The following is a 20696-nucleotide window of genomic DNA, read 5'->3' on the forward strand; positions in this document are numbered from 1 at the left end:
TTCAGGCACTTTTCTCACGGCGGAAAGTTTCAGAATATCCTTTGATTTTTCAAAAGTAGAGGATGGTTTGCAAGTAATTTATTGACTCATATGTCAATAAAAATAGTTTATCTATCTTCTGAAAAAAAACCAATTGTTCCTTGTTTCTTTTTGTTTGCATTGATAAAAGTGGTGAAATGATGTATGATAAACGTGTAAGGATTCCAAAATAGGAGGTGTTCAGATGGACTTTCGTTTAGATCAAAGTTTAGTAGCTCTTGGTATTGATACGGTTGTGGTCGGAATTGCTAGAAATGTAGATCCCCAAGCAGTTTTGCCCCCTTCTTTTCTTGAAAAGAAGAAAGCAGTTGAACAATGGGCGCTCCAGTGTCGACTGGAAGAAGTCTCAGATTCAGCGGTTGTTACAGGTTATACAGACCTCTTGCAAAAAGTAGGGCGTAGCATCAAGAAAAATCCCCCAACAGTCCTAGCTCTTATCCGAAACATCCAGCATCGAGGTGCTCTTCCTCAGATCAATAGCATCATCGATATCTATAATGTCGAATCTCTGAAGTCTTTTCTCGCGATCGGAGGACATGACCTAGATAAGATTGAGGGACCGATTGAATTTACAGTGAGTCAAAGAGACGATCTCTTTCTCCCTATCCTTTCTAGTGAAAAACATGTCGCACCGACAGATCCTGTCTACCGGGATCAAAAAGGAGTTCTGGCTTGGTTGGATGTACGCGATAGTGACCATTACAAATTTGAGGAGACTACGCAAAACGCCCTCTTTGTCATCCAAGGAAATACCGAGACGTCAGTCGAGATGCGTTTAGAAGCGCTAGAACGAATCCACAAGGACCTTGCTCTTTGCATGCCTCAGCTTCAATTTGAGAAATTTCTCGTCACACAAAATGGAGTGGAAAAGGTCGTGTAAACAGCGAAAATTATTTTCATGAAATTTTCAATTTGACAAAGTAGACCATTTGCGGTAAGATATTGTTCGGGCACCTCATTTTGAGGTCGGAGCTCCCTAAGGATTAGGGAGCTATTTTTGTTTTTTCTGCAAAGAGGAATGGCCTCTACAACATTAGAAGAAGAGGAAAGCACATGTCAACAAAATATATTTTTGTCACGGGTGGTGTCGTATCATCCATCGGGAAAGGGATTGTCGCAGCAAGTCTTGGTCGCTTGCTCAAAAATCGTGGATTGAAAGTGACGATCCAAAAATTTGACCCTTATATCAATATCGATCCAGGGACGATGAGCCCTTACCAACACGGGGAAGTATTTGTCACAGACGATGGCGCAGAGACAGACTTGGACCTTGGTCACTATGAACGCTTCATTGATATCAATCTGAATAAGTACTCAAATGTGACAACAGGGAAAATTTATAGCGAAGTCCTTCGCAAGGAACGTCGTGGGGAATACTTGGGCGCGACTGTACAGGTGATTCCTCATATTACAGATGCTTTGAAAGAAAAGATCAAACGAGCAGCGACAACGACGGATTCAGATGTCATCATCACAGAAGTCGGGGGAACAGTTGGAGACATTGAGTCCCTTCCATTCCTTGAAGCTCTTCGTCAAATGAAGGCAGATGTTGGTGCTGAAAACGTTATGTACATCCACACCACTCTTCTTCCTTACTTGAAAGCTGCGGGAGAAATGAAAACCAAGCCGACGCAACACTCTGTGAAAGAATTGCGTGGTCTTGGGATTCAACCAAATATGTTGGTCATTCGTACAGAAAAACCAGCTGGTCAAGGAATTAAGAACAAGTTGGCTCAATTCTGTGATGTCGCACCAGAAGCTGTCATCGAGTCACTTGATGTGGAACATTTATACCAAATCCCATTGAACTTGCAAGCACAAAATATGGACCAAATCGTTTGTGACCATTTGAAATTGGATGTTCCTGCAGCAGATATGACAGAATGGTCTGCGATGGTCGACAAGGTCATGAACCTTAAGAAACAGGTCAAGATTTCCTTGGTTGGAAAATACGTAGAATTGCAAGATGCCTACATTTCTGTCGTTGAGGCCTTGAAGCACTCAGGGTATGCCAATGATGCAGAAGTCAAGATTAATTGGGTCAATGCCAATGATGTGACAGCCGAAAATGTGGCAGAACTCCTTGGAGATGCTGATGGAATCATCGTCCCAGGTGGTTTTGGTCAACGGGGAACAGAAGGAAAAATTCAAGCCATCAAGTATGCGCGTGAACAGGACGTCCCAATGTTGGGTGTCTGCTTGGGGATGCAGTTAACCTGTATCGAATTTGCCCGTCACGTTTTAGGCTTGGAAGGAGCTAATTCATCCGAATTGGATCCAGAAACCAAGTATCCGATTATCGATATCATGCGAGACCAGATCGATGTGGAAGATATGGGAGGAACGCTCCGTCTCGGTCTTTACCCATCTAAACTCAAACGAGGATCAAAAGCAGCTGCTGCCTATGACAATCAAGAAGTGGTACAACGTCGCCACCGTCACCGTTATGAGTTTAACAATGCTTTCCGTGAACAGTTCGAAGAAGCAGGTTTTGTCTTCTCAGGCGTTTCACCAGACAACCGTTTGGTCGAAATCGTTGAAATCCCAGAAAACAAATTTTTTGTCGCTTGCCAATACCACCCAGAATTGTCAAGCCGTCCAAACCGCCCAGAAGGACTTTACACAGCCTTTATCACAGCGGCAGTTGAAAACCACAATAGCAAATAAAAATCAAGGGAGCAGGTCTATAGACCTGCTCCCTTTTTGTGAAAAAATGACAAACTCTGAAAAAAGTTTGAAAAAAATCTTGACAAAAAAGTTGTTGATTGATATACTAGTAAAGTACTCAATCGCGGGGATGGCGGAATTGGCAGACGCGCAGGACTAAGGATCCTGTGACCGCTTTAGGTCGTGAGGGTTCAAGTCCCTCTCTCCGCATCGGATCAAGATAGCTTTGGCTATCTTTTTTTGTTTTTAAATTTCTTTGTGGTAGAATAGGTGTGAGATGAGGTGAGAACATGAAGAAGTATCTTGTTTTGGTCGATGGCCTCTTTGCACTATTGGGAAGTGCCATTAATTTTTTCGGTCCTATTATGATTTTAGCTATGGCGATAGGCGCATACAAGGATACTTTTAGATATTTTATCGCCTTAAACATATGGAATGTTTTCATTTTTTTAGTGGCGATTGCTTCTAAGAATCTGCTCAGAGATGAAAAAAGAATCAAAAAATGGATTCTTCATCTTTTTTTGATAGCGGGCAGTATTCTCTTTCTTGCGGCAATCCTTGCTGTGGGTGAGAATATTCCCTTTCTTGAGGGTTTGGTAAAGGGGCTTTTTGGAAAAATGTTCACCGACAGTCAATTATTTGCTGCTTATTTCTATTCTCAATGGGTTGTAGCAGTACTCCTTGTGATTTGCGGGATCGCCTTTCTCCTTTCGCTAAAAAAAATTAAAGAAGAGAATTGAGAGTGGGACAGAAATCGGTAATTCGTTAGAATTCGATTTCGTCGCCCCACCTCCGCACAGTTGTGTAGGGCTGTAAAAGCTGATGAAAGCAGCGTAGTAGAGCCCACTCAACCACTGCGTCTTGCTCGACAATTCAAAGATAACTGAGAGGCTAGGACTTTTGTCCCAGCTTCCTTTACTTGTTTGCTAGGATGAGAGTCTTAGGAGATAGGAGATTCCGTCCTATTTATCGGAAGAAATCGCTTAAAGCTACAGGAAAAGCTAGCAATTTCATCTAAAAAGTGATAAAATAAACAATGTAAGTGGGATTAACCCCACAAAAATTTATAGGAGGCCTATAACAAATGGCAATCGTTTCAGCAGAAAAATTTGTCCAAGCAGCTCGTGACAATGGTTATGCAGTTGGTGGATTTAACACAAACAACCTTGAGTGGACTCAAGCTATCTTGCGTGCAGCAGAAGCTAAGAAAGCTCCAGTACTTATCCAAACTTCTATGGGTGCTGCTAAATACATGGGTGGTTACAAAGTATGTAAAGCCCTTATTGAAAACCTTGTAGAATCAATGGGTATTACTGTACCAGTTGCTATTCACCTTGACCATGGTCACTACGACGATGCTCTTGAATGTATCGAAGCTGGTTACACTTCAATCATGTTTGACGGTTCACACCTTCCAGTTGAAGAAAACCTTAAATTGGCGAAAGATGTCGTTGAAAAAGCTCATGCTAAAGGTATCTCAGTAGAAGCTGAAGTTGGTACTATCGGTGGTGAAGAAGACGGTATCATCGGTGACGGTGAATTGGCACCAATCGAAGATGCTAAAGCAATGGTTGCTACAGGAATCGACTTCTTGGCTGCAGGTATCGGTAACATCCACGGTCCTTACCCAGCAAACTGGAAAGGTCTTCACCTTGACCACTTGCAAAAATTGACTGAAGCTGTTCCAGGATTCCCAATCGTATTGCACGGTGGATCAGGTATCCCTGATGATCAAATCCAAGCAGCTATCAAACTTGGTGTTGCAAAAGTTAACGTTAACACTGAATGCCAAATCGCATTTGCAAATGCTACTCGTCAATTCGTACGTGAATACGATGCAAACGAAGCAGAATACGACAAGAAGAAACTCTTCGACCCACGTAAATTCTTGAAACCAGGTTTCGAAGCAATTACAGCAGCTGTTGAAGAACGTATCGACGTATTCGGTTCAGAAGGCAAAGCTTAATTAAAAACAGGAAAGCAAGGTCCCATGTGGATCTTGTTTTTTTGTTTGAGAAAGGTTGCTTCCAGAGGTTAATTTTTGTACAATATGCCTATGAAAAAATTCAAACTGTGGAGCTGGATCGTTTGTGGCTTTCTCCTGCTCTTTTTAGGTGCTACATTTGTTTTCCATCAATTCAGTTTACGAAATGAAAGTAAGCTTCTCACACCCATTGGTAAACAAGTTACAGTCAATGGACATCGAATGAATGTCTCTATTAAAGGAGAAGGGCCTCAAATAATCGTTTTTCTTTCAGGTGCGGGTATCGCTTCCCCTGTCCTAGACTTTAAGAATCTATCAGATTCCCTATCCAAAAAATACAAAGTTGTTGTCGTGGAGCGAGCAGGGTATGGTTTTAGTGAAGATAGTGATCGTTCAAGAGATGTGATGGAGGTCCTTTCTGAGACCCGTCAAGCTTTGGCACAAGCTCATGTTTCAGGACCTTATGTGATTGTTTCGCATTCAATGGCTAGTTTAGAGAGTCTTGCTTGGCAAGAGAAATATCCGAATGAAGTGAAGGCTTTGATTGGCCTGGATTGGGCCTTGCCAGCGAGTTATGAAGATTTAAAGGATAATCAGGCCTTGCTTACTGTGGCTTATTGGAGCAGTAAGATTGGCTTATTACGCTATTTCCCTGAGTCCTTTTATATAAAAAATCCAACTCTGACTGAAACTGAACGACAACAATATAAATTACTAGCATATAAGCAGTTGATGTCACAAGCCATGCTTCATGAATCCCGTTTGGCAAAGGAAAATGCCAAGAAAGTTCCATCTAGCATTAATCCGAAAATTCCAGCCTTACTCCGGGTTTCTAACGGTGAAGGCACGACCTTTAGCCAATCAGAGTGGCAACGTTATGCAGAGAGATTTGCAAGCGACCAGTCTAATGTTCAAGTCGACTATATGGATGCGCCTCACGACCTCTATCATTATCAAAGCGATGCTATTGTTTCTCGTATTAAAGAATTTTTAGAGAATAATTGAGGGCTTAAAAATCCATTGAGACTGATGATAATAATTAAATGCTGAAGGATTAACAGTAGAATCGTTAATTTTCTCGATTAAAAAAATTCTTTTTCTTAACAATAAGCCTGCCCCTAAGGGCAGGTTTTTTGGTGTCTTAAGGAAACTATTTAACAGAATTTTTGATTAAAAGTTTCATTTTAAGAGAGAAATCTCTAATTTCATAATCTATAAGCAAACGCTTGCATTCCTTTTTTTATTAGATTATAATAGGTTGGTATAAAGCCTTCTGTAATAATATTGAGTAAGTGTAGAAAGTAAGGATTTAGAATATTTGTAGTCAAAAATACAATGTTGCTTCTTACGATAGGGAGATAGATATGGCAATGATAGAAGTGCAACATCTTCGGAAAAATTTTGTGAAGACAGTTAAGGAGCCGGGGTTAAAGGGAGCCTTGCGCTCCTTTATTCATCCTGAAAAGCAGACCTTTGAAGCGGTCAAGGATTTAACTTTTGAAGTTCCAAAAGGGCAGATTTTAGGATTTATCGGGGCAAATGGTGCTGGGAAGTCAACCACCATCAAAATGCTGACAGGAATTTTGAAGCCCACATCTGGCTTTTGTCGGATTAACGGCAAGATTCCGCAGGATAATCGCCAAGATTATGTCAAGGATATTGGAGTCGTTTTCGGACAACGCACCCAGTTATGGTGGGATTTGGCTCTGCAAGAGACCTACACGGTTTTGAAAGAGATCTATGATGTACCGGACTCGCTTTTCCATAAGCGCATGGACTTTTTGAATGAAGTTTTGGATTTGAAGGAATTTATCAAGGATCCTGTGCGGACTCTTTCACTAGGTCAACGGATGCGGGCGGATATTGCGGCTTCCTTGCTTCACAATCCCAAAGTTCTCTTTTTAGATGAACCGACTATTGGTTTGGATGTGTCGGTCAAGGACAACATTCGTCGGGCCATTACCCAGATTAATCAGGAGGAAGAGACAACTATTCTCTTGACTACTCATGATTTGAGTGATATTGAGCAACTCTGTGATCGGATTTTTATGATTGATAAGGGGCAAGAGATTTTTGATGGAACGGTTAGCCAGCTCAAGGAGACATTTGGAAAGATGAAGACTCTCTCCTTTGACCTGACGCCAGGTCAAAATCATCTAGTCTCTCATTATGAGGGTTTGCCTGATATGTCCATTGATAGACAAGGAAATACTCTCAATATTGAATTCGATAGTTCCCGCTACCAGTCGGCCGATATTATCAAGCAAACCTTATCTGATTTTGAGGTCCGTGATTTGAAGATGGTAGATACGGATATTGAAGATATTATCCGTCGCTTCTATCGAAAGGAGCTCTAAGATGGTCAAATTGTGGAGACGTTATAAACCCTTTATCAATGCAGGGATTCAGGAGTTGATTAGCTATCGAGTCAACTTTATTCTTTATCGGATTGGCGATGTCATGGGTGCTTTTGTGGCTTTTTATCTATGGAAGGCTGTCTTTGATTCCTCCCAGGAGCCTTTGATTCAGGGCTTCAGTATGGCGGATATCACCCTCTACATCATCATGAGTTTTGTGACTAATCTTCTGACTAGGTCGGATTCTTCCTTTATGATTGGTGATGAGGTCAAGGATGGTTCCATTATCATGCGCTTGTTGCGACCAGTGCATTTTGCGGCTTCTTACCTCTTTACGGAGCTTGGTTCCAAGTGGTTGATTTTTATCTCTGTTGGACTGCCATTTTTAAGTGTCATTGTTTTGATGAAAATCTTATCTGGGCAAGGGATTGTAGAAGTGCTGGGACTAACTACCCTTTATCTTTTTAGCTTAACGCTGGCCTATCTGATTAACTTTTTCTTTAATATCTGCTTTGGATTTTCAGCCTTTGTATTTAAAAATCTTTGGGGTTCCAACCTACTTAAGACTTCCATAGTGGCCTTTATGTCTGGGAGTTTGATTCCCTTGGCTTTCTTTCCAAAGGTCATTTCAGATATTCTGTCCTTCTTACCTTTCTCATCCTTAATTTACACTCCGGTCATGATTATTGTTGGGAAATACGATGCTAGTCAGATTCTTCAAGCACTTTTGCTTCAGCTTTTCTGGCTTATAGTGATGGTGGGCTTGTCTCAGTTGATTTGGAAACGAGTCCAGTCATTTATCACCATTCAGGGAGGTTAGTATGAAAAAATATCAACGCATGCATCTGATTTTTATCAGACAGTACATCAAGCAAATCATGGAATACAAGGTAGATTTTGTGGTTGGTGTGTTGGGAGTCTTTCTGACTCAAGGCCTGAACCTCTTGTTTCTCAATGTCATCTTTCAACACATTCCCTCCCTAGAAGGTTGGACTTTTCAAGAAATTGCCTTTATCTATGGATTTTCCTTAATTCCAAAGGGACTAGATCATCTCTTTTTTGACAATCTATGGGCTTTAGGTCAACGACTAGTTCGAAAAGGGGAGTTTGACAAGTATCTGACTCGTCCTATCAATCCTCTCTTTCACATACTCGTTGAGACCTTTCAGATTGATGCCTTGGGTGAACTTTTGGTCGGTGGAATTTTACTAGCGACAACGGCGACTAGCATTGCTTGGACTCTTCCAAAATTCCTGATTTTTCTAGTTTGTATTCCTTTTGCGACCTTGATTTATACTTCCTTGAAAATTGCAACAGCCAGCATCGCTTTTTGGACCAAGCAGTCAGGTGCCATGATTTACATTTTCTATATGTTTAATGATTTTGCCAAGTATCCTATTTCTATTTACAATTCGCTCCTTCGTTGGTTAATTAGCTTTATTGTACCTTTCGCCTTTACGGCCTACTATCCTGCCAGCTATTTCTTGCAGGACAAGGATGGACTCTTTAATATTGGTGGTTTGATTCTGATTTCCCTTGTTTTCTTTGTTATTTCCCTCAAACTTTGGGACAGGGGATTGGATGCCTACGAAAGTGCTGGTTCGTAAGAGGTAAAGTAAGACTAAAATCAGGAAAGGAACTTATGATGTTTGTAATTAAAGAAGTCAAGGGTGAAGATCAAAAAATGGCAGTTGTCGCTGAGATTTTAAGGGATTTGCCAGAATGGTTTGGAATACCAGAAAGCACGCAAGCCTACATTGAAGGAGCTAAGGATTTACGAGTTTGGGCTGCTTATCAAGAAAGTGATGTAGTAGGGTTTATAAGTTTATCATATTCGAGTGAAGATTGTGCTGAAATTGACTGTCTAGGCGTGAAAAAATCATTCCAAGGTCAAGGAATTGGAAGGGAATTAATTACGACTATAGAAAGAGAAGCAGTCAAACAAGTGGACTACCTACAGGTCAAAACAGTCGCAGAAGGTTCAAATAAAGATTATGACCGAACAAATGTCTTTTATCGCAGTCTTGGTTTTAAAAAATTAGAGATTTTTCCGCAACTATGGGATCCACAGAATCCATGTCAGATTCTGATTAAAAAGATCAACTAAAAGTGCTTGACATCCGCTATCAGAGTGCTATACTAAGAAGGTAATCGCCGATTTAGCTCAGTTGGTAGAGCAACGCACTCGTAACGCGTAGGTCACAGGTTCGATCCCTGCAATCGGCATAGAAAAAATCTGCTTTGAAGGAGCGAGACGATGAATAATGGTGATCACATATTCGTTCGGTCTCGCTCCTTCTTTTGACCACATAGGCGCCATTTTTGACCACTTAGTCAAAAGTCCTTGTCTCCGTAGGAGCTCTCTGCTATCATAGAATCATCAAAGGAAGAATACTTCCGAATAATCAAAATGAGGTATATGATGATGAAAAAACTACTTGGACTTGGATTTATTTTGGTTGCTCTTGCGGTTGTCACAATGGGAATGGTTGGTTTTCCAAAGCTCGATGTGAACATCTGGCCCCTATTTCCTGTTCTCTTATTTGCATTCTTTACACTTGAAAATCTCTTGAAAAAAGATTACAAGGCAAGTGTTATCTGCGCCTTGATCGCATTTATGATCGCAAATGCGATTTACGATGTCCTGCCGGTTTCAAATGGTCTGGTCATCACAGCAGGTGTGCTCGCTTGCGTAGGTCTTAGTTTTCTTTTACCGGACAAGGAAAGCAATAAATAAAGGAGGGCTGGTCACTTGATCAGCTTTTTTACTTCTCAAAAACTACCTCTTGATGGGGAAAACGTGCCACTTACTGAAAAGCCCTTGTTTTGTTTTCAACAGCTGTTATAATGGTACTATCAAAACGTTGGGAAAGGAGTTTTATGAAAGTTAGAATCGAATTGGATCCATCTATGGACGAGCCTGAGATCTTGATTCGAGCTCCGCGCTTGACCCCGGAGTTGACCCAGCTGCAAGAGAGAATCCTCGAACAAAAGGTTGCTCCTTTGGCCTTTTACAAGGATCGAAGTGAGTATTTTCTGGATGTGGCATCGATCCTCTTTTTTGAGACGGACGGGGAGAAGATTTTTGGGCACACCAAGGACGAGGCCTATGAGGTCAAGCAGAAGCTCTACGAGTTGGAGGAGCTGCTTCCCATCGCCTTTTGTCGGATATCCAAATCCACCATTGTCAACACCAAGCAGATCTATTCTCTGGAAAAGTCTTTTTCAGGGACCAGCACGGTCAATTTCTACCAGACCCATAAGCAGGTTCACGTATCTAGACGCTACTATCAACTCTTAAAAGAACGACTAAATGAAATGAGGTAATATCATGAGAAAAAAATTAATCGGAGTATTCTTAATCCTTTTAGCAGCCTTAATCCTTTTACAGGGCTATTTTGTAAAATGGGACATCAGCATCTGGACCTTAGCTTGGGTTACCTTGCTTGCCGTCCTGTCCCTCTCTAGTTTCTTAAAACGCCATTTTGGTTGGGGCTTCATCTATGGACTTTTAGCCCTCTTTTGTCTCAATGGGCAATACCATTTCCTCCCAGTTTCAAATTCAGTTGTCATCCTTTCCTCAATTCTCGCTGTGATTGGGCTCAACATTTTGTTTAAACCCTCTAAGAAAACAAAAGCCCGCCTAGCTTCCTATTCTGCTGGATCCATGAATAAGTCGGATGGCAATGACATCGATGTCACTTTTTCAACAGTGACAAAATATCTCAATGACCAACACTTTACCCACGGAAGTGCAGATGTAAGTATGGGAGAAGCATCGGTTTATTTTGATAATTGCCGGATTGAGGGTCCTTCTGCTCAGTTTGTTGTCGATGTTTCCCTTGGGAGTCTGAGCCTCTATGTACCAAGCGATTGGCGCGTCCATGTAAATGTGGATAATTCCCTCTCAGCGATCCAACATCAGGAAAATCCAAGTGCTCTTACTAGCAAGGATTTCTACATTACGGGCGATGTTTCCTTAGGAAATCTGGAAATTATCTATGTCGGAGCGAATTCGTTTTCTTAAGTCGGAAATGAAAAACTTTGGCCAAAAGCTTGCCAAGAGAGATTTTTTTTGGTAATATAGTACGGTATGTGGTGCTAGCACATCCGTTATATTAGATCTAATAGGAGGAAACACAGAAATGGCTAAAGTATGTTATTTCACAGGTCGTAAGACTGTATCAGGTAACAACCGTTCACACGCTATGAACCAAACAAAACGTGCCGTAAAACCAAACCTTCAAAAAGTAACTGTCCTTATCGATGGTAAACCTAAAAAAGTTTGGGCTTCAGCTCGTGCATTGAAATCTGGTAAAGTAGAACGCGTTTAATAAAGAAAGAAGGCTGGGCATAAAGTGTCCAGCCTTCGCTTTTGATAGGAATAGTAGCATGACGCAGTGGTTGATTGGAACTACTCATGTTTGAAACATTCGTACTTCCTAATCAACTGTGCGGGGGTGGAAAAATTGAAAAGGTTTGGGGAACCTTTTCAACTTTTTTTATTTTACGGAGTTCTTTCCCACTCCCTTTTCTTTTTCTCTAGAGACAGCTGTCACAGCGGGAGAAGAATAGTCCCTACCCTTTTACAGCTGATCTCTTTTATGGTAAAATAGAATATAAAATACTTTTGAGGTAGAAATTATGACAGTAAAAATCAATACAAAGGACGGTCAAATTGAATTGACTGATGAGGTTATCGCAACTGTTGTAGGCGGTGCCGCTACTGAGATCTTCGGTGTGGTTGGAATGGCCAGCAAAAATGCGATCAAAGATAATTTCCAAGCCCTCCTAGGGAAAGAAAACTTCTCTAAAGGTGTTGTTGTCAAAACAACGGAAGCAGGAACTATCGCAGTTGATGTTTACACTGTTTTGAGCTATGGAACAAAGATTAGCGAAGTCTCAAAAAATATTCAAGAACGTGTGAAATTTAGTTTGGAAAATCAACTTGGAATCACTACGGATACTGTGAATGTCTATATTCAAAATATCAAGATTGTGGGAGAATAATCGTGGCTAATATTACTACAAGTTTATTTCAAGAAATGGTTCAAGCGGGGGCTACGCGCTTAAATAAACAAGCGGAATATGTAAACTCTTTGAACGTCTTTCCTGTACCAGATGGAGATACAGGGACTAATATGGGAATGACCATCGAAAATGGGGCCAAAGAAGTATCTGACCGTTCTGCATCAACTGTTGGAGAAGCGGCAGGGATCTTCGCTAAAGGTCTCTTGATGGGTGCGCGTGGGAACTCAGGAGTCATCACTTCTCAATTGTTCCGCGGATTTTCTCAAAGTGTCAAAGACAAAGAAGAATTGGATGGAGCAGCACTTGCAGCAGCCTTCCAATCTGGGGTAGAAGTTGCTTATAAAGCTGTTATGAAGCCGGTTGAAGGAACCATTTTGACGGTTTCTCGTGGGGCAGCTATCGGGGCTAAGAAAAAAGCAGAATCTACCAACGATGCAGTAGAAGTTATGCGTGCCGCTCTTGAAGGAGCTAAAACTGCTCTTGCGAAGACTCCAGATATGTTGCCAGTCTTGAAAGAAGTTGGCGTGGTAGACTCTGGTGGTCAAGGGTTGGTCTTCATCTATGAAGGATTCTTGTCAGCCTTGACAGGTGAATTTATTGCTTCTGAAGAGTTCCAAGCAACACCTGCAACCATGTCAGAAATGATCAATGCAGAACACCACAAGTCAGTTGCTGGCCATGTGGCTACTGAAGACATCAAGTTTGGTTACTGTACAGAAATCATGGTCGCTTTGAAACAAGGTCCAACCTATGTCAAAGACTTCGATTACGATGAATTCCGTAACTATTTGAACAACCTTGGGGATTCCCTATTGGTGGTGAATGACGATGAGATTGTCAAAGTTCACGTCCATACAGAAGATCCAGGTCTTGTCATGCAAGAAGGTCTTAAGTACGGAAGCTTGGTCAAGGTGAAAGTCGACAACATGCGCAACCAACACGAAGCGCAAGTTGAAAAAGAAGAACGTCAAGCCAAACCAGTTGAAGAAAAAGAATATGCCATCATCGCAGTAGTTGCTGGTGACGGATTGGCTGATATCTTTAAAGCGCAAGGAGTTGATTACATCATCTCTGGTGGTCAAACCATGAACCCATCAACAGAAGACTTTGTCAAAGCGGTTGAAGAGTTGAATGCGCGCAACATCATTATCTTGCCAAACAACAAAAATATCTTGATGGCGGCTCAATCTGCAGCAGAAGTGATTGATCAACCTGCAGCAGTTGTTGAGACCAAGACTATCCCTCAAGGATTGACTAGTCTTCTTGCCTTTGATGAAAGCAAGTCGATCGAAGAAAACTACGAACGCATGAGCGCTTCATTGGGTGATGTTGCGTCTGGTAGTGTGACAACAGCGGTTCGCGATACCACTATTGATGGGCTTGAAATCCATGAAAATGATAATCTTGGAATGGTCGATGGCAAAATCGTTGTTTCAAATCCAGATATGATGGAAACCTTGGAAGAAACATTCGCTCATATGTTGGATGAAGACAGTGAAATTGTGACCATCTATGTCGGTGAAGACGGCAGTGAGGAGTTGGCAAATGAATTGGCCCAAGCCCTTGCTGAAAAATACGAAGATGTAGAAGTAGAAATCCACCAAGGTGGCCAACCTGTCTACCCATACTTGTTTAGTGTAGAATAATTGAACAGAAGGTTCCTTTCGGAACCTTTTTTGTATATAGAAAAACGAGGAGATTCCCTATGAAATCAGCGTGATTCAGAGGGATTGAGACTGAAGTGAACCCTCCACTGAGGCTTTATTCGTGAGAAAAAGGGGTTTCTGCAAAAAGTCTCAAATTCATCAGTTTTTTATTCAAATTGAAGAGCTTGAAAAGAGGGGGAAATGGTTTGAGAAGTGGAGTTTTTAGACAAGAAAGACGCGATATGTTATACTGGTATCAGTATGTGAAAGGAGAGTTATAAAAATGAAGAAATTTTTTGTAACCCTTGGGCTAGCCATTTTGGTATTGACTGGTTGTTCGCAATCCCAAACGAAGAAAACTACAACCGCTAGCTCATCTAGCAGTTCCACTGTTAAAAAAGAAGTAAAAAATGAAGAAAAAACCACAACCTTAGTAGGAGATATCAATGGAACAAAACACCGGGATATCATCAAATCTAAGGGAGATAAGGTTGAAAACCTTCGTATCGAAGTGACAGCTGATCTGCCCCAACAACTTAGAACTATCGCAGCAGAGAAGTCACCTGAAGAGCTCACGGCAGCCATTCAAGCTTTGCTGGAGCAAAATGAAGACTATAAGAAGCTAAAAACCGTTCCCGGTTTTAGTTTGGAATACACAGTCACACCAGAGAAAAAATTGCTCTCAACCAGTGTGATTGACCTCAACCAAATTGACGCCAAGTCTCTAGAAGAAATTTCTTACTTCAAAGATGCTGGTCTCAATGATTTGAAAAACATGAAGGCAGATGCCTTGGTCAAGGCCTTGAAACTGCATGGCATGAAAGAAGAAGGTCAGTAAGAAGAATAGAAAAAGTCGAGTGAAGTCACTTGGCTTTTTTTAGTGACTTTTGTCATGTGAGCGAGTGACAAAATTATCTAGTGGCTGTTATTTTCTTTCGCTATAATATAGTCAGAAAGTAAGAGGTAAGGAAAAATGAAACAATGGTTCTATAAAGTGTTTACGTTAACAGTGGTGGGGATGGTCGTCTATTTGATCTTTTCAAAGGATGATAGTCTCTATTACCATTTTCCTTGGGAATTATTTGCTGGGCTTGGCATCATGAGCTGGGCAGTCCAGGAAGTTTTGAAAATGGTCAAGGCGGTTAAAAAGGAAATGGAGCAATGAACAAAACGGGAGTGACCTTGGTTGTTTTTGTCAACATTCCAGCTAGCCAAGCCTGCTTGAAAGGAGAGTATCATGAGCGTCATTAGAGTAGAGAACTTGAACAAAAGTATCAAAGGAAAGGTGATCCTAGAAGATCTTTCTTTTGCGGTTGAACGGGGGGATTGTCTGGCCTTGATCGGGCCAAACGGAGCTGGGAAAACAACCTTGATGAACTGTCTTCTGGGAGATAGGAAGGCGACTTCTGGGATCATTGAAGTAGAGGGGAAGGCTCCTGGTCATCCTCAGTTGAAGGCTAGTGTAACCTATCTCCCTCAAGAGAATGCCATCGTTCAAAAGTTAACCGTGCAGGAACTGATCAACTTCTTTCGCTCTATTTATCCCCAACCCTTAACAGGGGAAGAAATCGATGATTTATTACGTTTTAGCTCAGAACAAAAGAAGCAATTGGCTAGTAAGTTGTCTGGTGGTCAAAAGCGTCTCTTATCTTTTGTTCTAACCTTGATTGGTCGTCCTAGCTTACTGTTCTTAGATGAGCCAACTGCGGGAATGGATACGTCCACTCGCCAACGCTTTTGGGAGATTGTTGGGCATTTAAAGGATCAAGGTGTAACCATTGTCTATTCTTCCCATTACATCGAGGAAGTAGAGCACACGGCCGATCGAATTTTGGTCTTGCATCAGGGGCATTTGCTTCGGGATACGACGCCACTAGCTATGAGAAGCGAAGAGGTAGAAAAACATTTTACCCTGCCTTTGCGCTATCAAGCTCTAGTGGCAGAGATGAAAGACGTTGGTGAAGTGGTCATTAAACCCGATGCCCTTCAGGTTGTGACAGGCGATGCTAATCGTTTGTGGAGGCGATTGCAAGAAGAAGGATGTTCGATCCAAGAAATCGAAGTAACCAATCGAAGTTTATTGGATTCTATTTTTGAAAATACAAAGGAAGTAGGTAGAGAAGATGAAACGCATGAAAGCTCTCGGCGTGGTTGAGTGGCATTTGACCAGTCGCCAAGCTATTTATTACTTGTTATCAATTGGGATGCCCACGGCCTTTTATCTCTTCTTTTCAGGGATGTACCAGGACACGCCAGGGGCCCCCGCTCACTTTATGAGGGATTATCTCCTCTCCATGACGGCTTTTTCCATGATGTCTACGGCTATCTTTTCTTTTCCAACCGTTCTTGAAACCGATAGACTCAATAATTGGCAAAAAGTCTTGCACCATACCCCCGTATCTATGGTAGAATATTATCTAATAAAGGTTGTGGGTCTCTTTGTCGATTTTCTCCTATCGATTGGAGTTGTCTTTACCGTGGGCCATGTGGTGCGGCATGTGAATATGTCCCTACAGGATTGGGTCTTAGCAGCCTTTATTCTCATCCTAGGGAGCCTAGCTTTTGTAGCGATCGGTCTGGTCTTGACCCTGCTTCCTTCTAGTCAATTGATGTCTGTTGTGGGCAATCTCCTTTACATGGGACTGGCTGTCATGGGTGGACTGTGGATGCCCATTAGTCTCTTTCCAGAATGGATGCAAGCCATCGGCAAATGCCTGCCAACCTATCAATTGATGGAACTGATTAAGACCTTTTTAAACAAGGGGCAGGTTAATGTCTTTGCGAGTGCCTATTTAACCTTGTTTACCCTGGTCTTGTTTGCCCTTGTTATCGTCTATCGTCGTCATTCTGAGGTTCGTTCATGATTGAAAAACTCAAACATATTCACCATATGTTTTACGTAGGCTTAATCTTTATGGCCTTTCCCTTTGCTTCTATTTTCTTGGGGCAGATTCCCTGGTGGCATTTCTTTTTAGCCATCTTCTTTATGATAAGCTATCTAGGAATCCTCATTACTGAAAATAAGAAACTGACCTGGCTTTTTTGGATTTATCTTCTGCTGTATATTGCAGGAAATACCTTTTTTGTTGGAACTAGCTTTTGTTGGTTTTACTATTATCTGAGCAATATTTTGCTCTATCGTTTAGGGATTCGCGATTTTCGCTCGCCCTTTCTTTGGACGGCTGTTGGATCACTACTGATCCTTTTTGGAGCCCTGTTATTTAATAGGGAGATGAGAGAAAATGATTGGCTTTTTGTACTGATCATCTGCCTGTTCATCGCGATTATGACCTATAGTATGGCCCGGGCTGAGATGATGGAAGAGTTGAAAGCTGACCACGCCAAGCAAAATGCCCAGATCAATCTTTTGCTGGCAGAAAACGAGCGCCATCGGATTGGCCGTGATCTGCATGACAGTCTAGGACACACCTTTGCCATGCTCAGTGTCAAGGCGGACCTAGCCGATCAATTCTTGGCATTGGGTCAGGTTGAGAAGGCCCAGGAGCAGGTGCAAGAGATTCAAGCCATCAGTCAAGAGTCCATGCACCAAGTCCGAGAGATTGTCGAGAACTTGAAGCAGCGAACCCTGGCAAGGGAGCTAGAAACCGTCAAGCAAATGCTGGAAGTAGCGCAAGTAAAAGTGGAGATTCAAAATGAGCTTGATACAGCCAGCATCTCGCCGATCCTAGAATCTGCTCTGGCTATGGTATCTCTGGAATTAGCCACTAATATGATCAAACATGCCAAAGCGACGCAAGCCCTTCTCTCTTATCGCTCCAGCGAGACAGGTGTGGAAATGGTCGCAGAAGATAATGGCATCGGATTTGACAAAGTCTCTGACAAAGACCTGCACTCGATTCGCGAACGGATTGCCTTATTGGGAGGAGAGTTAGAGATCAGTCGTCGTCACAAGCCAACCCGCATAGAAATACGGATCCCCTATCAAGAAAGGAAATAAGATGCGCTTATTAGTTGCTGAAGACCAAAGTATGTTGCGCGATGCGCTCTGCCAGCTCTTGCTCCTGCAAGAGGATGTGGAAGATGTCTTGCAGGCTGGCGATGGGCAAGAGGCCATTCGTTTACTCGAAACACATCCAGTCGATATTGCGATTTTAGATATCGAAATGCCCATTAAAACTGGGTTAGAAGTGTTGGAATGGGCCAAAAATCAACAACCCCAGCTCAAGGTCGTCATCGTTACCACCTTTAAGCGGCCGGGCTATTTTGAGCGGGCTCTCAAAGCTGGAGTCGATGCCTATGTCTTAAAAGAACGCCGCATTACGGATTTGATGGCGACTCTTCATGCAGTTTTAGCAGGGCAAAAAGAATATTCGCCTGAATTAATGGAAGGGATCTTGACCCATCCCAATCCTCTGAGCCCTCAAGAAAAGGCAGTTTTAAAAGAAGTCGCAAAAGGGGCTTCTAACCAAGAAATTGCTGATCGCTTATTTCTCTCAAACGGGACCATCCGCAATTATATGTCAACCATTCTGACCAAATTGGATGCGGAAAACCGGACTGAGGCAGCAAAAATTGCCCATGAAAAGGGTTGGTTATAAGGAAGAAAAGTTTCTAGGATTTCCTAGAGACTTTTTTTCTGATAGACCTAGCATTTTTAGAAAAACTCTCATTATTCGAATTTGGATAGAAAATTCAGAAAATTTACTATTTTTCCTTGAAATATTTTCTAAAAATGGTATGATAGTAGCATGCTAATTTGATATACAAAGTACTGGAAAGGAGAGACATGGAGAAAATTACCTTAGAAACTGCAAAAACCGGTTCAGAGCTCGTTCTTGAAACCCTGCGTGATTTGGGCATTGACACGATTTTTGGTTATCCTGGTGGAGCGGTTTTGCCTTTATACGATGCCATCTATAGCTTTGAGGGTATCCAGCATATCTTGGGTCGTCATGAACAAGGATGCTTGCATGAGGCTGAAGGCTACGCTAAATCAACTGGAAAGCTGGGTGTCGCAGTCGTCACTAGTGGACCGGGGGCTACAAATGCCATTACAGGGATTGCAGATGCCATGAGCGATAGCGTTCCCTTATTAGTCTTCACTGGTCAAGTCAATCGTGCTGGGATCGGGAAAGACGCCTTTCAAGAAGCGGATATCGTGGGAATTACCATGCCCATCACCAAGTACAACTATCAAGTACGTGAGACGGCAGATATTCCACGAATTATCACAGAAGCTGTCCATATTGCGACGACCGGCCGTCCTGGCCCTGTGGTAATTGACCTTCCAAAGGATGTGTCTGCTTTAGAGACAGATTTTATCTATGAACCAAGTGTGAAGCTTCCAAGCTACCAGCCTACCATTGAACCCAATGAATTGCAGATCAAAAAGATTTTGAAGCAATTGAGTAAGGCTAAAAAACCAGTTCTTCTTGCTGGTGGTGGCGTGAGTTACGCTGGAGCTGCAAAAGAGTTGATTGCTCTAGCAGAGCGCTATCAGATTCCAGTAGTGACTAGTCTTTTAGGTCAAGGAACGATTGCGACCAGTCATCCTCTTTTCCTAGGGATGGGAGGAATGCACGGATCCTTCGCGGCCAATATCGCTATGACAGAGACGGATTTCATGATCAGTGTTGGTTGTCGATTTGATGACCGTTTGACAGGGAATCCAAAGACTTTCGCTAAAAATGCTAAGGTTGCCCATATCGACATTGATCCTGCAGAGATTGGGAAGATCATTGCTGTCGACATTCCTGTTGTTGGCGATGCAAAGAAGGCCTTGCAGCAGTTGCTAGCAGAGCCGACGGTTCATAACAACACAGAAAAATGGATCGAAAAGGTGACCCAAGATAAGAACCGAGTTCGTTCATACGACAAGAAAGAACGGGTTGTGCAGCCACAAGCTGTGATTGAACGCATTGGAGAGTTGACCAAGGGGGACGCTATTGTCGTCACAGACGTTGGACAACACCAAATGTGGGCAGCTCAATACTATCCTTACCAAAATGAGCGCCAATTGGTAACATCTGGTGGTCTAGGAACGATGGGATTCGGTGTTCCTGCAGCTATCGGAGCGAAAATTGCCAATCCAGATAAAGAAGTTGTTCTCTTTGTCGGAGATGGTGGTTTCCAAATGACCAACCAAGAATTGGCGATCTTAAATATTTATAAGGTTCCGATCAAGGTCGTTATGCTCAACAACCACTCGCTTGGGATGGTCCGTCAATGGCAAGAAGCCTTCTATGATGGTCGGACGTCAGAGTCAGTCTTTGATAGCCTTCCGGATTTCCAATTGATGGCGCAAGCTTATGGGATCAAGAATTATAAATTTGATAATCCTGAAACTCTTGAGAAGGATTTGGAAGTCATCACAGAAGATGTACCAATGTTCATCGAAGTAGATATTTCTCGGAAAGAGCATGTCTTGCCGATGGTACCAGCTGGTAAGAGTAATCATGAGATGTTGGGGGTGAAGTTTAATGCGTAGAATGTTAACAGCCAAACTTCAAAACCGCTCAGGTGTTCTGAACCGCTTTACTGGAGTCTTGTCGAGACGTCAAGTCAATATCGAAAGCATCTCTGTTGGCGCAACAGAAAACCCTAATGTATCGCGGATTACCATTATCATTGATGTTGCTTCGCATGATGAAGTAGAGCAAATCATCAAACAGCTCAACCGCCAAGTGGATGTGATCCGTGTCCGGGATATCACTGATAAACCACACTTGGAGCGCGAAGTGATCCTGGTGAAAGTTTCTGCACCAGCTGAGAAGCGGGCAGAAATCTTGGCCATTATTCAACCTTTCCGTGCGACCGTGGTCGATGTGGCCCCAAGCTCTATCACCGTTCAAATGACGGGAAATGCAGAAAAGAGCGAAGCCCTTATTCGGGTTATTCGTCCGTATGGCATTAAAAACATCGCTCGTACCGGTGCAACCGGGTTTACTCGAGATTAATTCTCGACTGAAAATTGTTATCCTCGCCTTAAAAAGGCAAATTAAAATAGAAAAG

23 protein-coding genes and 2 tRNA genes are annotated in these 20696 nt (G+C 42.3%); all 25 read left to right on the top strand.

The genetic code is table 11. From position 1 onward, the window contains the following. Window positions 1-223: 223 nt before the first annotated feature. Complete coding sequence (locus HMPREF2686_RS06480) at window positions 224-919, top strand: B3/B4 domain-containing protein (protein ID WP_070449808.1); 696 nt, start codon at window positions 224-226, stop codon at window positions 917-919. A gap of 173 nt (window positions 920-1092) precedes the next feature. Next, the gene (locus HMPREF2686_RS06485; RefSeq protein ID WP_070449810.1) at window positions 1093-2706 is read left to right on the top strand and encodes a CTP synthase; all 1614 of its coding nucleotides are present in this window, start codon (window positions 1093-1095) and stop codon (window positions 2704-2706) included. A gap of 124 nt (window positions 2707-2830) precedes the next feature. Continuing rightward, window positions 2831-2916 (top strand) — tRNA-Leu (locus HMPREF2686_RS06490). 80 nt (window positions 2917-2996) lie between these two features. Next, complete coding sequence (locus HMPREF2686_RS06495; RefSeq protein WP_070449813.1) at window positions 2997-3446, top strand: hypothetical protein; 450 nt, start codon at window positions 2997-2999, stop codon at window positions 3444-3446. A 344-nt stretch (window positions 3447-3790) separates the two neighbouring features. Then, a complete protein-coding gene (locus HMPREF2686_RS06500) occupies window positions 3791-4672 on the top strand; it encodes a class II fructose-bisphosphate aldolase (protein WP_003004573.1) in 882 nt (293 codons plus the stop codon). 84 nt (window positions 4673-4756) lie between these two features. After that, complete coding sequence (locus HMPREF2686_RS06505) at window positions 4757-5695, top strand: alpha/beta fold hydrolase (RefSeq protein WP_070449816.1); 939 nt, start codon at window positions 4757-4759, stop codon at window positions 5693-5695. A gap of 359 nt (window positions 5696-6054) precedes the next feature. Continuing rightward, window positions 6055-7047 carry an ABC transporter ATP-binding protein gene (locus tag HMPREF2686_RS06510; RefSeq protein WP_013904684.1) on the top strand — a complete coding sequence of 331 codons (993 nt, stop codon included), beginning with the start codon at window positions 6055-6057 and terminating at the stop codon, window positions 7045-7047. A 1-nt stretch (window position 7048) separates the two neighbouring features. Next, a complete protein-coding gene (locus HMPREF2686_RS06515) occupies window positions 7049-7867 on the top strand; it encodes an ABC transporter permease (protein WP_003017344.1) in 819 nt (272 codons plus the stop codon). A gap of 1 nt (window position 7868) precedes the next feature. Next, the gene (locus HMPREF2686_RS06520; protein WP_003017328.1) at window positions 7869-8654 is read left to right on the top strand and encodes an ABC transporter permease; all 786 of its coding nucleotides are present in this window, start codon (window positions 7869-7871) and stop codon (window positions 8652-8654) included. A gap of 38 nt (window positions 8655-8692) precedes the next feature. Continuing rightward, window positions 8693-9154: a GNAT family N-acetyltransferase gene (locus HMPREF2686_RS06525; protein WP_003017336.1), complete on the top strand. Its 462-nt coding sequence runs from the start codon at window positions 8693-8695 to the stop codon at window positions 9152-9154. A gap of 46 nt (window positions 9155-9200) precedes the next feature. Further along, a tRNA-Thr gene (locus HMPREF2686_RS06530) sits at window positions 9201-9273 on the top strand. A 199-nt stretch (window positions 9274-9472) separates the two neighbouring features. After that, a complete protein-coding gene (locus tag HMPREF2686_RS06535) occupies window positions 9473-9784 on the top strand; it encodes a LiaF transmembrane domain-containing protein (RefSeq protein ID WP_049471759.1) in 312 nt (103 codons plus the stop codon). A gap of 143 nt (window positions 9785-9927) precedes the next feature. Continuing rightward, window positions 9928-10374, top strand: a complete 447-nt coding sequence (locus tag HMPREF2686_RS06540) for a LytTR family DNA-binding domain-containing protein (RefSeq protein WP_031576497.1) — start codon at window positions 9928-9930, stop codon at window positions 10372-10374. A gap of 4 nt (window positions 10375-10378) precedes the next feature. Then, the gene (locus tag HMPREF2686_RS06545; protein ID WP_070449818.1) at window positions 10379-11074 is read left to right on the top strand and encodes a LiaF transmembrane domain-containing protein; all 696 of its coding nucleotides are present in this window, start codon (window positions 10379-10381) and stop codon (window positions 11072-11074) included. Window positions 11075-11192: 118 nt separating this feature from the next. Beyond that, the gene (gene rpmB, locus HMPREF2686_RS06550; RefSeq protein WP_001140948.1) at window positions 11193-11381 is read left to right on the top strand and encodes a 50S ribosomal protein L28; all 189 of its coding nucleotides are present in this window, start codon (window positions 11193-11195) and stop codon (window positions 11379-11381) included. Window positions 11382-11691: 310 nt separating this feature from the next. Continuing rightward, on the top strand, window positions 11692-12057 hold the full coding sequence (locus HMPREF2686_RS06555; protein WP_003004393.1) for an Asp23/Gls24 family envelope stress response protein: 366 nt from the start codon (window positions 11692-11694) through the stop codon (window positions 12055-12057). Window positions 12058-12059: 2 nt separating this feature from the next. Continuing rightward, window positions 12060-13724 carry a DAK2 domain-containing protein gene (locus tag HMPREF2686_RS06560; protein ID WP_014712937.1) on the top strand — a complete coding sequence of 555 codons (1665 nt, stop codon included), beginning with the start codon at window positions 12060-12062 and terminating at the stop codon, window positions 13722-13724. A 283-nt stretch (window positions 13725-14007) separates the two neighbouring features. Beyond that, window positions 14008-14562, top strand: a complete 555-nt coding sequence (locus HMPREF2686_RS06565) for an SP0191 family lipoprotein (protein WP_070449821.1) — start codon at window positions 14008-14010, stop codon at window positions 14560-14562. Window positions 14563-14697: 135 nt separating this feature from the next. Further along, window positions 14698-14889 (top strand): hypothetical protein, encoded by a 192-nt coding sequence (locus HMPREF2686_RS06570; protein ID WP_070449824.1) that lies wholly within the window; start codon window positions 14698-14700, stop codon window positions 14887-14889. A 72-nt stretch (window positions 14890-14961) separates the two neighbouring features. After that, window positions 14962-15879, top strand: coding sequence for an ABC transporter ATP-binding protein (locus tag HMPREF2686_RS06575; RefSeq protein WP_070449826.1), 918 nt, complete (start codon window positions 14962-14964; stop codon window positions 15877-15879). Beyond that, on the top strand, window positions 15848-16588 hold the full coding sequence (locus HMPREF2686_RS06580) for an ABC transporter permease (protein WP_070449828.1): 741 nt from the start codon (window positions 15848-15850) through the stop codon (window positions 16586-16588). The genes HMPREF2686_RS06575 and HMPREF2686_RS06580 overlap by 32 nt, the downstream gene beginning before the upstream one ends. Then, a complete protein-coding gene (locus tag HMPREF2686_RS06585) occupies window positions 16585-17682 on the top strand; it encodes a sensor histidine kinase (RefSeq protein ID WP_070449830.1) in 1098 nt (365 codons plus the stop codon). Before HMPREF2686_RS06580 ends, HMPREF2686_RS06585 begins: the two co-directional genes overlap by 4 nt. A gap of 1 nt (window position 17683) precedes the next feature. Beyond that, entirely contained in the window at window positions 17684-18283 is a 600-nt protein-coding gene (locus HMPREF2686_RS06590; RefSeq protein WP_070449833.1) for a response regulator transcription factor, read from the top strand. Between the two features lie 188 nt (window positions 18284-18471). Then, entirely contained in the window at window positions 18472-20172 is a 1701-nt protein-coding gene (locus HMPREF2686_RS06595; RefSeq protein WP_003004603.1) for an acetolactate synthase large subunit, read from the top strand. Next, window positions 20165-20641, top strand: a complete 477-nt coding sequence (gene ilvN / locus HMPREF2686_RS06600; RefSeq protein WP_003010242.1) for an acetolactate synthase small subunit — start codon at window positions 20165-20167, stop codon at window positions 20639-20641. Before HMPREF2686_RS06595 ends, ilvN begins: the two co-directional genes overlap by 8 nt. The last annotated feature ends 55 nt before the right edge of the window (window positions 20642-20696 follow it).

The sequence above is a fragment of the Streptococcus sp. HMSC057G03 genome, assembly GCF_001808745.1.
Classification (GTDB): domain Bacteria; phylum Bacillota; class Bacilli; order Lactobacillales; family Streptococcaceae; genus Streptococcus; species Streptococcus parasanguinis_Z.

Excerpts from the sequence above, each read along its gene's own strand:
- HMPREF2686_RS06480 (WP_070449808.1), top strand. The coding sequence starts at position 224 with ATGGACTTTCGTTTAGATCAAAGTTTAGTAGCTCTTGGTATTGATACG.
- HMPREF2686_RS06485 (WP_070449810.1), top strand. The coding sequence starts at position 1,093 with ATGTCAACAAAATATATTTTTGTCACGGGTGGTGTCGTATCATCCATC.
- HMPREF2686_RS06495 (WP_070449813.1), top strand. The coding sequence starts at position 2,997 with ATGAAGAAGTATCTTGTTTTGGTCGATGGCCTCTTTGCACTATTGGGA.
- HMPREF2686_RS06500 (WP_003004573.1), top strand. The coding sequence starts at position 3,791 with ATGGCAATCGTTTCAGCAGAAAAATTTGTCCAAGCAGCTCGTGACAAT.
- HMPREF2686_RS06505 (WP_070449816.1), top strand. The coding sequence starts at position 4,757 with ATGCCTATGAAAAAATTCAAACTGTGGAGCTGGATCGTTTGTGGCTTT.
- HMPREF2686_RS06510 (WP_013904684.1), top strand. The coding sequence starts at position 6,055 with ATGGCAATGATAGAAGTGCAACATCTTCGGAAAAATTTTGTGAAGACA.
- HMPREF2686_RS06515 (WP_003017344.1), top strand. The coding sequence starts at position 7,049 with ATGGTCAAATTGTGGAGACGTTATAAACCCTTTATCAATGCAGGGATT.
- HMPREF2686_RS06520 (WP_003017328.1), top strand. The coding sequence starts at position 7,869 with ATGAAAAAATATCAACGCATGCATCTGATTTTTATCAGACAGTACATC.
- HMPREF2686_RS06525 (WP_003017336.1), top strand. The coding sequence starts at position 8,693 with ATGTTTGTAATTAAAGAAGTCAAGGGTGAAGATCAAAAAATGGCAGTT.
- HMPREF2686_RS06535 (WP_049471759.1), top strand. The coding sequence starts at position 9,473 with ATGAAAAAACTACTTGGACTTGGATTTATTTTGGTTGCTCTTGCGGTT.
- HMPREF2686_RS06540 (WP_031576497.1), top strand. The coding sequence starts at position 9,928 with ATGAAAGTTAGAATCGAATTGGATCCATCTATGGACGAGCCTGAGATC.
- HMPREF2686_RS06545 (WP_070449818.1), top strand. The coding sequence starts at position 10,379 with ATGAGAAAAAAATTAATCGGAGTATTCTTAATCCTTTTAGCAGCCTTA.
- rpmB (WP_001140948.1), top strand. The coding sequence starts at position 11,193 with ATGGCTAAAGTATGTTATTTCACAGGTCGTAAGACTGTATCAGGTAAC.
- HMPREF2686_RS06555 (WP_003004393.1), top strand. The coding sequence starts at position 11,692 with ATGACAGTAAAAATCAATACAAAGGACGGTCAAATTGAATTGACTGAT.
- HMPREF2686_RS06565 (WP_070449821.1), top strand. The coding sequence starts at position 14,008 with ATGAAGAAATTTTTTGTAACCCTTGGGCTAGCCATTTTGGTATTGACT.
- HMPREF2686_RS06570 (WP_070449824.1), top strand. The coding sequence starts at position 14,698 with ATGAAACAATGGTTCTATAAAGTGTTTACGTTAACAGTGGTGGGGATG.
- HMPREF2686_RS06575 (WP_070449826.1), top strand. The coding sequence starts at position 14,962 with ATGAGCGTCATTAGAGTAGAGAACTTGAACAAAAGTATCAAAGGAAAG.
- HMPREF2686_RS06580 (WP_070449828.1), top strand. The coding sequence starts at position 15,848 with ATGAAACGCATGAAAGCTCTCGGCGTGGTTGAGTGGCATTTGACCAGT.
- HMPREF2686_RS06585 (WP_070449830.1), top strand. The coding sequence starts at position 16,585 with ATGATTGAAAAACTCAAACATATTCACCATATGTTTTACGTAGGCTTA.
- HMPREF2686_RS06590 (WP_070449833.1), top strand. The coding sequence starts at position 17,684 with ATGCGCTTATTAGTTGCTGAAGACCAAAGTATGTTGCGCGATGCGCTC.
- HMPREF2686_RS06595 (WP_003004603.1), top strand. The coding sequence starts at position 18,472 with ATGGAGAAAATTACCTTAGAAACTGCAAAAACCGGTTCAGAGCTCGTT.
- ilvN (WP_003010242.1), top strand. The coding sequence starts at position 20,165 with ATGCGTAGAATGTTAACAGCCAAACTTCAAAACCGCTCAGGTGTTCTG.